The sequence below is a fragment of the Flavobacterium ardleyense genome (genome assembly GCF_033547075.1).
Classification (GTDB): domain Bacteria; phylum Bacteroidota; class Bacteroidia; order Flavobacteriales; family Flavobacteriaceae; genus Flavobacterium; species Flavobacterium ardleyense_A.
This window is the reverse complement of record NZ_CP137891.1, coordinates 696,194-709,337: the sequence shown is the minus strand read 5'-3', so window position 1 is coordinate 709,337 and position 13,144 is coordinate 696,194. Positions and strand designations below refer to the sequence as shown.

General features: G+C 35.7%; 14 protein-coding genes. 13 read left to right on the top strand and 1 reads right to left on the bottom strand.

Annotation, left to right across the window (positions count from 1 at the left end; genetic code table 11):
• Positions 1 to 53 precede the first annotated feature (53 nt).
• Entirely contained in the window at positions 54 to 1,106 is a 1,053-nt protein-coding gene (locus SBO79_RS03130; RefSeq protein ID WP_318641737.1) for a 2Fe-2S iron-sulfur cluster-binding protein, read from the bottom strand.
• A 140-nt stretch (positions 1,107 to 1,246) separates the two neighbouring features.
• On the opposite strand from SBO79_RS03130, the gene SBO79_RS03125 reads away from it, so the two are divergent.
• The 13 genes from SBO79_RS03125 to SBO79_RS03065 all read left to right on the top strand — a co-directional run bounded on the left by SBO79_RS03125 (position 1,247) and on the right by SBO79_RS03065 (position 12,985).
• Positions 1,247 to 2,713, top strand: a complete 1,467-nt coding sequence (locus tag SBO79_RS03125) for a DUF5687 family protein (protein WP_318641736.1) — start codon at positions 1,247 to 1,249, stop codon at positions 2,711 to 2,713.
• Positions 2,714 to 2,715: 2 nt separating this feature from the next.
• Complete coding sequence (locus SBO79_RS03120; protein WP_318641734.1) at positions 2,716 to 3,411, top strand: ABC transporter ATP-binding protein; 696 nt, start codon at positions 2,716 to 2,718, stop codon at positions 3,409 to 3,411.
• Positions 3,412 to 3,591: 180 nt separating this feature from the next.
• Positions 3,592 to 6,468: a type IX secretion system periplasmic lipoprotein PorW/SprE gene (porW, locus tag SBO79_RS03115; RefSeq protein WP_318641732.1), complete on the top strand. Its 2,877-nt coding sequence runs from the start codon at positions 3,592 to 3,594 to the stop codon at positions 6,466 to 6,468.
• A gap of 5 nt (positions 6,469 to 6,473) precedes the next feature.
• Positions 6,474 to 6,884 carry a bactofilin family protein gene (locus SBO79_RS03110; protein ID WP_318643414.1) on the top strand — a complete coding sequence of 137 codons (411 nt, stop codon included), beginning with the start codon at positions 6,474 to 6,476 and terminating at the stop codon, positions 6,882 to 6,884.
• A 16-nt stretch (positions 6,885 to 6,900) separates the two neighbouring features.
• Positions 6,901 to 7,077, top strand: coding sequence for an AtpZ/AtpI family protein (locus tag SBO79_RS03105; RefSeq protein WP_318641731.1), 177 nt, complete (start codon positions 6,901 to 6,903; stop codon positions 7,075 to 7,077).
• Entirely contained in the window at positions 7,077 to 7,463 is a 387-nt protein-coding gene (locus SBO79_RS03100; protein WP_318641729.1) for a hypothetical protein, read from the top strand. Before SBO79_RS03105 ends, SBO79_RS03100 begins: the two co-directional genes overlap by 1 nt.
• Positions 7,464 to 7,594: 131 nt before the next feature.
• Positions 7,595 to 8,746: a F0F1 ATP synthase subunit A gene (gene atpB, locus SBO79_RS03095; protein ID WP_318641727.1), complete on the top strand. Its 1,152-nt coding sequence runs from the start codon at positions 7,595 to 7,597 to the stop codon at positions 8,744 to 8,746.
• A 40-nt stretch (positions 8,747 to 8,786) separates the two neighbouring features.
• On the top strand, positions 8,787 to 8,990 hold the full coding sequence (atpE, locus tag SBO79_RS03090; protein WP_318641725.1) for an ATP synthase F0 subunit C: 204 nt from the start codon (positions 8,787 to 8,789) through the stop codon (positions 8,988 to 8,990).
• A gap of 81 nt (positions 8,991 to 9,071) precedes the next feature.
• Positions 9,072 to 9,563, top strand: coding sequence for a F0F1 ATP synthase subunit B (locus tag SBO79_RS03085; protein WP_318641723.1), 492 nt, complete (start codon positions 9,072 to 9,074; stop codon positions 9,561 to 9,563).
• 1 nt (position 9,564) lies between these two features.
• Positions 9,565 to 10,098, top strand: a complete 534-nt coding sequence (atpH, locus tag SBO79_RS03080; protein ID WP_318641721.1) for an ATP synthase F1 subunit delta — start codon at positions 9,565 to 9,567, stop codon at positions 10,096 to 10,098.
• 54 nt (positions 10,099 to 10,152) lie between these two features.
• Positions 10,153 to 11,730: a F0F1 ATP synthase subunit alpha gene (gene atpA / locus SBO79_RS03075; RefSeq protein ID WP_318641719.1), complete on the top strand. Its 1,578-nt coding sequence runs from the start codon at positions 10,153 to 10,155 to the stop codon at positions 11,728 to 11,730.
• A gap of 92 nt (positions 11,731 to 11,822) precedes the next feature.
• Entirely contained in the window at positions 11,823 to 12,686 is an 864-nt protein-coding gene (gene atpG, locus SBO79_RS03070) for an ATP synthase F1 subunit gamma (RefSeq protein ID WP_318641717.1), read from the top strand.
• 104 nt (positions 12,687 to 12,790) lie between these two features.
• Entirely contained in the window at positions 12,791 to 12,985 is a 195-nt protein-coding gene (locus SBO79_RS03065; RefSeq protein WP_318641715.1) for a hypothetical protein, read from the top strand.
• The last annotated feature ends 159 nt before the right edge of the window (positions 12,986 to 13,144 follow it).

The window sequence follows — 13,144 nt, the reverse complement described above, 5'->3', positions numbered from 1 at the left end:
ATAAAGATTTAGGTATCAAGACATATAAGCTACTACTCAGAATCTAAAACTTCCTAAACATCATCATAATCGATATACAATTCTTTTGATGTTGGATGTGCCTGACATGTCAAAATCAATCCATCGGCAATTTCTTTATCGGTCAAAATCGCATTTTTCTTCATCTCTGCTGTACCAGATTTAATTCGCGCCAAGCAACTACTACAAATTCCGCCTTGGCAAGAATAGGGCGCATCAATTCCTTGTTTTAGGGCCGCATCAAGCACAGATTGTTTTTGAGACATTTCAAAGATAGTCTCTTCATCATCTACCATTACGGTGATTTTCGTAGTTCCATCAAGAGATGTATCAATTTCATTCTCAGCTTTAGGAGCAAAAAATAATTCGAATTTTATATCTTTTTCTTTAATATTATGTTCTTTCAGAACATCGGCAACACGAATAATCATATCTTCAGGACCACACAGATAGAATTTATCAAATTCAATTTCTTTGTGTTTATTATTGAGAACATAATTGACCGTCGATTTCTCGATTCTTCCAAAAAGTTCGCCTTCAACTTTGGCTTGCGAGTAAACATAATGCACGAATAAACGTCCAGTATACTTTAATTGAAGATCATGGAGTTGTTTTGAAAAAATAGTATGCTCGGGTGACTTATTTCCATAAACCAATACAAAAGTACTGTCAGGTTCATTTTCCATTACATTCTGCAAAATAGACATCACCGGAGTGATTCCACTTCCAGCAGCAAATCCTGCATAATTTTTCTGAGCACCTGCAGATGGCTCAAAAGTGAATTTTCCTTCTGGAGTACCAACTTCGAGCACGTCTCCCGCTTTCATTTTGCTATTGGCAAAAGTAGAGAAGGCACCAACGGTGACCGACTTAATCGCAATACGCAAATCGCCACTGTCTGGAGATGAACATATAGAGTAGGCACGACGAATTTCTTCTCCGTCTAAAGTTAATTTCAGATTAATATATTGACCAGCTATAAACTTATAATGATCTTTTAGTTCTGCCGGAATGTTGAATAAGACTGAAACAGCATTGTCAGTTTCGCGCCTTACTTCTTTTATACTTAATTTATAGAATGACGACATTAATTTGGATTTTTTACAAAAGTAGCAAATTTCTCAGAATGATTGCGAATTAGCATTACTCTAACATCTTTTTAAGAAATTTATATTAATCTGTAACATTTTTCTACTTTTGATTACTTACCCTTTGTAAATGTTTTTATATGATAAAAAAGTTTCTGTATCTCGAATGGAAAGCCTTTGTGCGATCCGCATCCTTTGGCAATTCGGTAGCAATGAAGATTTTGATGGGTTTTGTAGCAGTCTATTTTATGGCTACTTTCCTACTTTTAGGTATTGGAGTATTCTTTATAATAAAAGAAGAATTCAATCTCGAGCCATTGGCCACTGTAAATAAATATCTGATTTTTTATTTTCTTGCAGATATTTCGGCACGTTTGGCTTTACAAAAGATTCCAGTGATAAATATCAAGCCATTGCTTTTGATGAATATTAGGAAGTCGACTATCGTAAAGTTTGCACTTGGGAAGACAGTTTTTTCGGTCTTCAACTTTCTTCAATTATTCTTTTTTGTTCCTTTTACCATTGTTTTGCTTGTTCAAGGATACGATATTTTGTCCACTGTACTTTGGTTTGTAGCGATGATGTCGATAGTTTATTTTTTGAATTTTTTAAATATAATTTTAAATAATAAAGACAATCTTTTTACTGCATTTCTAGTAATACTAGCAGTTCTTGCTGCCTTACAATACTATGAGGTTTTAGATATTACGGTATTTACATTTCCATTTTTTGATGGAATTTCTCATACTACGTTTATGTGGATTTTACCTGTCGCCGCTTTGGTTTTTACAATTATAGCTACTTATAAGTTCTTTCTGAAAGGGTTAAGTCTAGACAGCGTTTTGGTCGAAAAACATACAATTGCGAGTAGTGAAAACTTTTCATGGCTTGAAAGATTTGGAAAATTAGGAACCTTCTTGAAAAACGATTTGCGGTTAATTACTCGAAATAAAAGAGCAAAATCCACTTTGTTTGTAAGTGTAATGTTTTTGTTTTATGGATTAATTTTCTTTAAAAATCCAGAATTTGATTCCCATGTTATGAAGATTTTTGCAGGGATATTCGTTACTGGCGGTTTTCTTTTTACCTATGGTCAATATGTTCCGAGTTGGGACAGCGCATATTATCCCTTAATGATGACTCAAAATATTAATTATAGAGAATATTTAAATTCAAAATGGTGGTTAATTGTTATTGCCACGATAATCTCGACCGCAATTGCGGCATTTTATTTAATGTGGGGTTGGGAAGTTTATCTCGCAGTGCTAGTGGGCGGAATTTATAATATTGGTGTCAACTCACATTTGGTTTTACTAACTGGCGCCTATATCAAAACTCCCATAGACTTGCAGACAAGTAAAGGAATGTTTGGAGATAAAAAAGCTTTTAATGCACAATCGCTGTTATTAACAATTCCGAAACTGATCTTGCCACTTGCCCTATATTTTGCGGGAAATTTCTTTATCAGTCCCACTGCAGGTTTAATTTTTGTTGCAGCAGCAGGAATTTTAGGATTTTTATTTCGAAACTTAGTTTTTGCACAAATAGAAAAAGTTTACAAAAAAGAAAAGTATAAAACCATTCAAGCTTACAAACAAAGCAATTAGTTATGATCGAAGCAATAAATATATCAAAAACCTACAACGGTGTAACCGTTTTAAACATCGAAAATCTAGTTATAAAAACTGGAGAGAGCATTGGTTTAGCTGGCAATAATGGTGCAGGAAAAACTACTTTCTTCAGTTTGCTGCTGGATTTAATCGCGCCAACTACAGGACAGCTTACAAATAATGGTATTGACGTAAGTACTAGCGAAGCCTGGAAACCATTTACCACCGCATTTATTGATGAGACATTCTTAATTGGCTATCTCACCGCCGAAGAATATTTTTATTTTATTGGAGATTTAAGAAGTCAGACCAAATTACAAATAGATGAATTTCTTGCTGCATTTGCTGAATTTTTTAATGACGAAATCTTAAACAAGCGAAAATATCTCCGTGATTTGTCCAAAGGAAATCAGAAGAAGGTCGGGATTATCGCAGCTTTAATTGGAAATCCGAAAGTTGTTATCTTAGATGAGCCTTTCGCGAATTTAGATCCAACAACTGTAAGCAGACTAAAGAAAATTTTGCGAGAAATTGCTTCCGATTCGAGTCGCACATTATTGGTTTCAAGCCACGACTTGCAGCACACCGTTGAGGTTTGCGACCGAATTGTAGTGCTCGAAAAAGGGACGATTGTAAAAGACACACTCACTACTGCTGAAACATTAACAGAATTGGAAACATTTTTTGCAGTGTAGTACGATGTGCTATAATCATGAGGCAGTAAGGAATTAAATTCCCTTTGTTGTTGTGAGCTTCGCGCTGATGAGATTTTAAATAATCATACATTTTTTTCGGCGTAACAAAAAGAAACGTATTTTTACGACTCATTATACTAAAATTAGCTTTTAAAAGTTTAAGAATAAAACGTTTCTACATTGAAAACCACGATATATAAGATTGGCATATTTACTGGCTTGTCAGTTTTTATGATTGCTTGCTCAGTCAAAAAAGACAGCTTCATTTCCAGAAATTCTCACGCTGTGAGTACAGAATTTAATATTTTGTACAACGGCGATTTGGCATTACAGGCTGGAATTAATGACCTGAAAACCAATTATAACGACGACTTTTGGGATGTACTTCCAATAGAGCGTATGCAAATTACCGCCGAAACTTTGCTGCCGGGCCAGAAGAGAAATTCAAATTTCGAGCGTTCAGAAACCAAAGCTATCAAGGCAATTCAGAAGCATTCGATGAATATTGGCGGAACCGAAAAAAATCCGCAGATAGATGAGGCGCACTTGATGCTTGGAAAAGCAAGATATTATGATCAGCGATTTATTCCTGCTCTGGAAGCTTTCAATTATATATTGTACAAATATCCAAGCAGCGACAAAATTTATGAAGCCAAAGTTTGGAGGGAGAAAACCAATATCCGATTAGAAAATGACGAGTTGGCAATTTTTAATTTAAAGCGACTGCTAAAAGATATTAAATTTAAAGATCAAATAGTTGCTGATGCCAATGCTATTTTGGCGCAAGCCTACTTAAATTTAGAAATAAAAGACACCGCTATTGCACATATTAAAGTAGCACAAGAATTTACAAAAGAAAAAGAAGAAAAGGCACGATACAATTTTATTTTAGGACAATTGTACGAGCAATTAGGTCACCAAGATAGTGCTTATGCGGCATTTCAATCGGTTATAGATATGAAACGCTCGTCTCCTAGACGCTATATAATTCAGGCGCATGCGAGACAAGCTGCACAATTTGATGCTACAAAAGGCGATACAGTTGCCTTTATGAAAAAGTATACAAAGTTGCTTGAAGATCGTGAAAACCGTCCTTTCTTAGATGTGTTAAATCACCAAGTGGCATTATTTTACGAGAAAAATAAACTTCCAGAAAATGCCAAGAAATACTACAATGCTTCATTAAAAAGAAGAACTTCTGACAAATACCTTGTAGCGTCAAACTACCGAAATATGGCCGATATCTATTTTGATGATGCCAGATATAGTAATGCTTTTAATTACTACGATAGCACACTTGTACAACTTAATCCGCGAACAAGAGAATTTAATGCCATCAAAAAAAAGAAGGACAATCTAGTTGATGTTATCAAATATGAAGGCATCGCCAACGTAAATGATAGCATTCTCTCGCTAGTTGCAATGAGTGAAAGTGCGCGTACTGTATATTTTGAAGATTATATTGCCAAATTAAAGATTGCAGACGATTTAAGAAAAAAACAAGAAGAGAAGATGGCTGCTCAACAGGGTTCGGTATCTATGAATTCTGACGATGCTGTTTCTGCAACTTCTGCCGCTGCACAACGGTCTTCGAGAATGAAATCCAAAGAAACATCAATGGATATGGTAGCTGCCATCGATGCAAATACTGGAATTTCGCCACCGAAATCGACTCCGGTCACCGCATTTTACTTTTACAATCCTACGACAGTCGCTTTTGGTAAGAATGAGTTTAGAAAATTGTGGGGAAACAGAAAATACGCAGAAAATTGGAAGTTTTCATCATCGAAGTTTAGTGGTATGAGCGACGATGATATTGCAGATTCTGATATGCTAGACGAAGAAGGAAATAAGGTAGACAAGGATTTTGTAGATCCAAAATATACCGTTCCTTTTTACACATCTCAAATTCCGACAGATTTGGAGGAAATTGCGACTTTGGTAAAAGATAGAAATTTTGCTTACTACAATTTGGGGGTGATTTATAAAGATAAATTTAAAGAATATAAATTGGCTTCGGATAAATTAGAAAGTCTTTTGGAAAAGAATCCTGAAGAACGATTAGTCTTGCCGTCGATGTATTATTTGTATAAAATATATGAAATTACGGACTCTCCAAAAATGGCAGGGATGAAGCAACGTATAATGAGTGAGTATCCAGAATCTCGTTATGCACAAATATTATCCAACGTAAATCCTGATGATATTGCAGCAATGTCTCCAGAGGCAGCATACAATAAACTATACGCAAAATATCAAGCTGGACAATACAAACAAGTTTTACCAGAATTAAATAGTGCAATTGACCAATATACTGGTGAAGAAATCGTAGCAAAGTTTGAATTGCTAAAAGCACATTCTATAGGAAAAATTAAAGGCTTGACTGCTTATAAACCAGCGCTTAATTTTGTGGCTCTTACTTATCCAAACTCTGACGAAGGGAAAGAAGCAGAAGCAATTTTGCGAGGAGATTATCTACGATTAGAGAAAATGAGTTACAATGCAAATCCAGATAATAGCTGGAGAATTTTGTACGCTGTAAAAGATTCTACTGACGTTAATACGAAAAAACTACAGGCAAAAATTGCAAAGTTTTTAAAGGATCGACCAATCAGTAATATCAAGGGCTCTTTTGATATGTTTACAGAAACTGACAACTTTGTGGTTATTTATGGCTTTAAGTCGTATGCTGCTGCCGAAGGAATGTCTAGTGTTTTGGCTGAATTTAAAGAGTACAAAGTAACCGAGAAGCCAATTATAATTTCTGCTCACAATTATCAAGTGTTGCAGATGAAGAAAGATTTGCCTGAATTTTTAAGTACTGAATTAAAGGTAATGCCAGTTGAAGCTCCAACAGATATTGCTCCAGTGGCAACTCCAAAAGCAAAACTTCCTCCTGGAACAGTTGGACTGCAAAATCAAAATGATTTAAAAAACGGAGGCAAACCTATTAAGCCAGGCACTGCACCTCAAGTTCAAAATCCTGGAAAACCAGCTACACCAAGTAGTGCTCCACAAGGTCAAAATCCTCAAAAAGACAAAAAAAATAACAGATAATGAGTATGTTTGAAAAAAGCCCTAAGTCCTCAACCGAGCTCTTAGGCAAAACGAACAGAATTGTAGAAGGAACAGTTATCCGAGGTAATATCATCTCGCAAACCGATTTCAGAATGGATGGTGAACTAATCGGAAATTTTGAATCGAACGCAAAAATTGTAATAGGGCCTGCAGGCGTTATTATTGGGGATCTAATTTGCAAAAATGCAGATATTGAAGGAAAATTTGAAGGAAGAATTCAGGTTGCCGAACTTCTTAGTGTCAAGTCCAATGCCAAAATTAATGGAGAAGTTAGTACTTCCAAACTTTCGGTAGAGCCAGGAGCCGAATTTACTGCCTCTTGTACAATGACCAATACCATCAAAAACCTACCAGCTCATGAAGGAAGACTCCAGCTCACCCAAGAAAAAAGATAGTTCAAAGTGGATTCAGATGATGAATATTCCTTTTCAAATGGGAATAATCATCTTTATATTTACCTACATCGGCGTGCGTCTAGATGAGCGTTACGGAATGACAAATTCGATCTTTACCATCTGCCTGTCCCTTTTCTCTGTTTTTATCGCACTTTATAATGTGATAAGGCAGGTAAAAAATCTAAATAAATAATGATGTCCAAGTTCTTGAATTTTCTAAAGTATTTTATTCCCTTCGTAGCGATTTTATTTTCTCTACAATATTTTATCACTGCCCAATTGGCGGCAAAAACCCCATTATTTTACCCGTTGTGGACCATCTATCTCTTTCACGTTGTAAGCGTAATCGTGGTGTTTTCTGCACTGCTTGCCGTGCATAATTTGTATAAAGAATATACAGGTTATGCATTTATGGGTGCAACACTTATGCAAATGCTAGCGGCGGTCGTATTTTTGATTCCGCTGATCAAAGCAAAGCTTGCGGAGCCAGTGCCAGATATCGCGGCATTTTTTATTCCGTACTTCTTATTCTTATTTTTTGAGACAATTTTTGCGATAAAAATCATAAATAGTAAGTAATCGTAATAATATCAAATATTTACGAATTTTAGAAGATTCAAGAAAAATTATATTTTAATATTTTACACTCCGAATTATAAATGTACCTTTGCAAAAATTTTAGAAACTTAAATTCGATACACAAATTAATAATGGTATTTTCAATTAAACCTTTGCAGTTAGTTTTCTTAGCATTTTTAGCTTGTTGCCCACTTGTTGGTTTTGCCAACAATCAAACTGATATTCAGTCACCTACGACAGAAATTCAAGTTGTTGAGCAATCAGAAGCCACTACACTTGAAAAAGTGAAGGAAAAGTTTAACCCAACAGATTTAATCAACGGTCACATTGGAGATTCGCACGAATTTCACATTATGGACTGGGGCGGACACCCAATTTCTTTTTATCTTCCAGTTATTTTATGGACAGATAATGGGCTTGTAACGTTTTCTTCTGAGCAATTTCACCACGATAATAGCGGAGAGCATGTAGTTAACCAAGGAGGACAAGAATTTGTTCGAAATAACGAAATAATTTTCTACAAGGATAAATATGATGCTTTAACAGCAAAAGAGAAAACAGAAGGAGCCTTTAATTTTGATGCAAGACCATTAAACTTCTCAATTACGAAGTTGGTGTTTTCGATGTTTATGTCTTCAATTATACTTTTAATTATATTTTTAGCTGTTGCTAAATCATACAATAAAAACAAATTAGCGCCTAAAGGAATTGCTGGTTTTCTTGAGCCATTAATCGTTTTTGTACGTGATGATATCGCCAGACCAAACATCGGAGAGAAAAAATACGCGAAGTATATGCCGTACTTATTAACGGTTTTCTTCTTTATCTGGATTAACAACCTTATAGGTTTAATTCCTTTCTTCCCATTTAGCGCGAATCTAACTGGTAATATCTACTTCACCTTTGTGATGGCGTTTATTACATTACTTATTACAACTTTTAGTGGAAACAAATCATACTGGGGTCACATCTTTAATACACCGGGAGTTCCATTTTGGTTAGCACCAATTATGATTCCTGTAGAGCTTATTGGAATGTTGACAAAACCTTTCGCTTTAATGATACGTTTGTTCGCAAATATTACTGCGGGTCACATTATCATTTTAAGTTTGTTTTCTCTAATTTTTATTTTCGAAACTGTTGCAGTTTCACCTATTTCTGGAGCTTTCGTATTGTTTATGTCAGTATTAGAAATGTTAGTAGCAGCATTGCAAGCGTATGTATTTACACTGCTTTCTGCATTGTTTATTGGTCAGGCTGTAGAAGAGCATGATCATCACTAAAATGTGTTTTATTAATTATTAACTATAAAATTTTATTAAGATGGTATTAGCTGGAATCGGAGCTGGATTAGCTGTAATCGGAGCAGGACTTGGAATTGGAAAAATCGGTGGTTCAGCAATGGATGCTATTGCACGTCAGCCAGAAGCTGCTGCAAAAATTCAAACTGCTATGATTATCGCTGCTGCACTTATTGAAGGTGTTGCACTTTTCGCAGTAGTTGTTGCGTTAATTACAAACGCATAATTAAAAAACTAAACTTCCTATAGCGGTTGGCTGTAGGAAGTTTTTTCTAAAGACATTCAATTTTTTTAAATATATATTTTTATGAATTTTACATCACCAGAAAGTTTAATATTTTGGACAACGATTATCTTTATCTTGTTCTTTATTCTTTTATCTAAATTTGCATGGAAACCAATTTTGGGAGCTGTCAAAGGACGTGAGGATTCTATCAACAAAGCACTAGCTTCTGCTGATGCTGCAAGATTAGAAATGCAAAGTCTTAACGAAGAAAACCAAAGAATTTTGCAAGAAGCAAGAGTAGAGCGTGACGCTATGCTAAAAGAAGCTCGTGAAATTAAAGAAAAAATGATTGCAGATTCTAAACTTGAAGCACAAGTTCAGGGCGCAAAAATGATTGAGCAAGCAAAAATGGCAATCGAAAATGAGAAGAATGCAGCTATGGCTGAAATCAAAACTCAAGTTTCTTCTTTGTCACTAGACATCGCAGAAAAATTATTGAAAGCTGAACTTTCTAACAAAGATTCTCAAACCCAATTGGTGGAGAAAATGTTAGATGACGTAAAACTAAACTAAGATGGCAGGCACAAGAGCAGCAATTCGCTACGCAAAAGCAATCCTAGATCAGGCAAATGGTCTTAATGCAACTGATATGGTGCAGGAAGACATGAAGCTGATTGCTTCTACTGTAGCTTCAAACCAAGAGTTAGAGCTATTTATTAGCAATCCGATTCTTAATGTTGAGGCAAAAAACGATGCGTTATCAGAAATATTTGTCAGTACACATGCAGTAACAAAAAGTCTTTTCCGTTTATTATTAGAAAATAAACGTTTTGAACTTTTGCACGATATTGCAGTTGAGTTTAGCAAATTGTATGACGAGTCAAAAGGCATTCAGCATGCAGAAGTAACGACAGCTTTTACAATGGATCAAGCATTGGAAGAAAAAGTAATGGCAAAGATCAGAACTTTCTCAGACAAAAAAATTATTATAAAAAATATAGTAGACCCAGCGATTATTGGTGGTTTTATTATCAGAATCGGTGATCAGCAGTATAATGCTTCGATAGCAAACAGCTTACACACACTGAAACGCGAACTAAGCAATTAGTCGCAAAAAGTTACAAAAAGAATTAAATTATAATTAAGTTAATTAGAAACAATTATGGCGGAAATTAAGCCTGCTGAGATATCAGCAATATTAAAGAAACAGTTGTCTGGTTTTGAATCGGGAGCTACGCTGGAAGAAGTGGGATCTGTACTACAAGTAGGTGATGGTATCGCACGTGTTTACGGTTTGTCTAATGTACAATATGGAGAATTGGTAGAATTTGATAACGGTATGGAAGGTATCGTATTGAATCTTGAAGAGGATAACGTAGGTGTTGTACTTTTAGGACCATCAACTGGTATCAAAGAAGGTTCAACTGCCAAAAGAACACAACGCATCGCTTCACTTAAAGTAGGTGAGCAAATGGTAGGACGTGTAGTAAACACACTTGGTTTTCCTATAGATGGAAAAGGACCAATTGGTGGAGAATTATTCGAAATGCCTCTTGAAAGAAAAGCACCAGGAGTTATTTACCGTCAGCCGGTAACTGAACCTTTGCAAACAGGTATTAAGGCAGTAGATGCAATGATTCCTGTAGGTCGTGGACAACGTGAGCTAGTAATTGGTGACCGTCAGACTGGAAAATCAACAGTTTGTATTGACACGATTCTTAACCAAAAAGAATTTTTTGATGCAGGAAAACCTGTATTCTGTATATATGTTGCAATTGGGCAAAAAGCTTCAACTGTAGCAGGAATCGCAAAAATGCTAGAAGAAAAAGGTGCAATGCAGTACACAGTAATTGTGGCAGCAAACGCTTCAGATCCAGCAGCAATGCAAGTTTATGCTCCAATGGCAGGTGCTTCTATCGGAGAATACTTTAGAGATTCTGGTCGTCCAGCTCTTATTGTTTATGACGATTTATCTAAGCAAGCAGTTGCTTACCGTGAAGTTTCTCTTTTGTTAAGAAGACCACCGGGACGTGAGGCATATCCTGGAGACGTTTTCTACCTACACTCTCGTTTATTAGAGCGTGCTTGTAAGGTAATTAACAATGACGAAATTGCAAGAACAATGAATGACCTTCCAGATTCTATCAAAGGAATTGTAAAAGGTGGTGGTTCACTTACAGCTTTGCCAATTATTGAAACACAAGCAGGTGACGTTTCGGCGTATATTCCAACCAACGTAATTTCGATTACAGATGGTCAGATATTCCTTGACGGTGACTTGTTTAACTCTGGTGTACGTCCAGCGATCAACGTAGGTATTTCGGTATCTCGTGTTGGTGGTAACGCACAGATTAAATCAATGAAAAAAGTATCAGGAACATTAAAACTTGACCAAGCGCAATTCCGTGAATTGGAAGCGTTTGCAAAGTTTGGTTCTGACCTTGATGCAGTAACATTAAACGTTATCGAAAAAGGTAGAAGAAACGTTGAGATCCTAAAACAAGGATTAAACGATCCTTATACAGTAGAAGATCAAGTAGCTATTATCTACGCAGGTTCAAAAAACCTACTTAGAAATGTGCCAGTTGCAAAAGTAAAAGAATTTGAAAAAGACTTCTTAGAATTTTTAAATGCGAAGCACAGACCAACTCTTGATGCACTAAAAGCTGGTAAGCTTACAGACGAAATTACAGACGTAATCGAGAAGGTAGCAAAAGAGCTTTCTGCAAAATATAACTAAAAAAAGTATATTGTATAATTGTATACTGTGTTTTGATTGAGTCAAATACAGTATACATTATACAAATTTTTACTATATACAATTCAAATAAAATGGCCAATTTAAAGGAAATCCGTAACAGAATTACTTCCGTTTCGTCAACGATGCAGATTACCTCTGCGATGAAAATGGTGTCTGCAGCGAAATTAAAAAGAGCGCAAGATGCAATTACTGCAATGCGTCCTTATGCCCAAAAACTGACAGAATTATTGCAAAGTTTAAGTGCTACTCTTGAAGAAGGAGCAGGCGGAGACTTTACAACGCAGCGTGAAGTGCAAAATGTTCTTGTTGTAGCCATTACTTCAAATAGAGGTTTAAGTGGTGCCTTTAATTCGAATGTGGTAAAAGAAACTCGAAGAATGCTTGATACAAAGTATGCGGGCAAGAAAGTGGATTTTATTACTATTGGTAAAAAAGGACATGATGTAATCAGCAAAAACAATTTGGTAATTACCAATCACAATGCCGTTTTTGATGCCTTAAATTTTGAAAATGTAGCTGTAATTGCCGACGAGCTGATGTTGATTTTCAAAGAAGGTCGTTACGACAAGATCGAATTGGTTTACAATCAATTTAAGAATGCCGCGACACAAATAATCCAAGTAGAGCAGTTTTTACCGTTGCAGCCAATTGCTTCAGATGTAGTGGTGCCGAGTGTTGATTATATTTTTGAACCATCAAAAGAAGAAATCGTTTTAACACTAATTCCAAAGATGTTAAAGATGCAATTGTACAAAGCCCTTCGCGACTCATTTGCTGCAGAGCACGGAGCGCGTATGACAGCGATGCACAAAGCAACCGACAATGCAACCGAGTTAAGAGATCAGCTTAAGCTTACGTACAACAAAGCACGTCAAGCCGCAATTACCAACGAGATCCTAGAAATCGTAGGTGGAGCAGAAGCATTGAAGAACTAAAACTTCATTTATCATATATTCAAAAGCCGACTTTTACGAGTCGGCTTTTTTGGTTTTACGAGCAATCGAAATAATGGAATAATCGAAATAATCGAAATCAATTCATGACGTTAAAGGATATTTTTTATGATTATTATGTGGCAGCTATTCCCGCTGTACTTTCCAAGAATCCCACAAACAAGGTGATTTTGCACAAAGAAAAAGGAGCTTCCGTTAGTCGCTCTTTTTTTGGCAAAAAACTACCTGGTTTTGCGGCATTGCTTTCCATTCCCATCGGGGCTGGGGGAGAGGTTATATAAGGGAATAATTTCAATGAAAATTAACCGATGTAAGGATTTAAAGAATAATTGGACTATCTAAGTCATTAAATTATAAGCAATACTGACCTTAAGAAAAATCTTAAATATTTTTACATTTTTTGTTAAATGTTCCTTTTTATTTTAGTTTTTTTTAACTAG

Excerpts from the sequence above, each read along its gene's own strand:
- SBO79_RS03130 (WP_318641737.1), bottom strand. The coding sequence starts at position 1,106 with ATGTCGTCATTCTATAAATTAAGTATAAAAGAAGTAAGGCGCGAAACT.
- SBO79_RS03125 (WP_318641736.1), top strand. The coding sequence starts at position 1,247 with ATGATAAAAAAGTTTCTGTATCTCGAATGGAAAGCCTTTGTGCGATCC.
- SBO79_RS03120 (WP_318641734.1), top strand. The coding sequence starts at position 2,716 with ATGATCGAAGCAATAAATATATCAAAAACCTACAACGGTGTAACCGTT.
- SBO79_RS03110 (WP_318643414.1), top strand. The coding sequence starts at position 6,474 with ATGTTTGAAAAAAGCCCTAAGTCCTCAACCGAGCTCTTAGGCAAAACG.
- SBO79_RS03105 (WP_318641731.1), top strand. The coding sequence starts at position 6,901 with ATGATGAATATTCCTTTTCAAATGGGAATAATCATCTTTATATTTACC.
- SBO79_RS03100 (WP_318641729.1), top strand. The coding sequence starts at position 7,077 with ATGATGTCCAAGTTCTTGAATTTTCTAAAGTATTTTATTCCCTTCGTA.
- atpB (WP_318641727.1), top strand. The coding sequence starts at position 7,595 with ATGGTATTTTCAATTAAACCTTTGCAGTTAGTTTTCTTAGCATTTTTA.
- atpE (WP_318641725.1), top strand. The coding sequence starts at position 8,787 with ATGGTATTAGCTGGAATCGGAGCTGGATTAGCTGTAATCGGAGCAGGA.
- SBO79_RS03085 (WP_318641723.1), top strand. The coding sequence starts at position 9,072 with ATGAATTTTACATCACCAGAAAGTTTAATATTTTGGACAACGATTATC.
- atpH (WP_318641721.1), top strand. The coding sequence starts at position 9,565 with ATGGCAGGCACAAGAGCAGCAATTCGCTACGCAAAAGCAATCCTAGAT.
- atpA (WP_318641719.1), top strand. The coding sequence starts at position 10,153 with ATGGCGGAAATTAAGCCTGCTGAGATATCAGCAATATTAAAGAAACAG.
- atpG (WP_318641717.1), top strand. The coding sequence starts at position 11,823 with ATGGCCAATTTAAAGGAAATCCGTAACAGAATTACTTCCGTTTCGTCA.
- SBO79_RS03065 (WP_318641715.1), top strand. The coding sequence starts at position 12,791 with ATGACGTTAAAGGATATTTTTTATGATTATTATGTGGCAGCTATTCCC.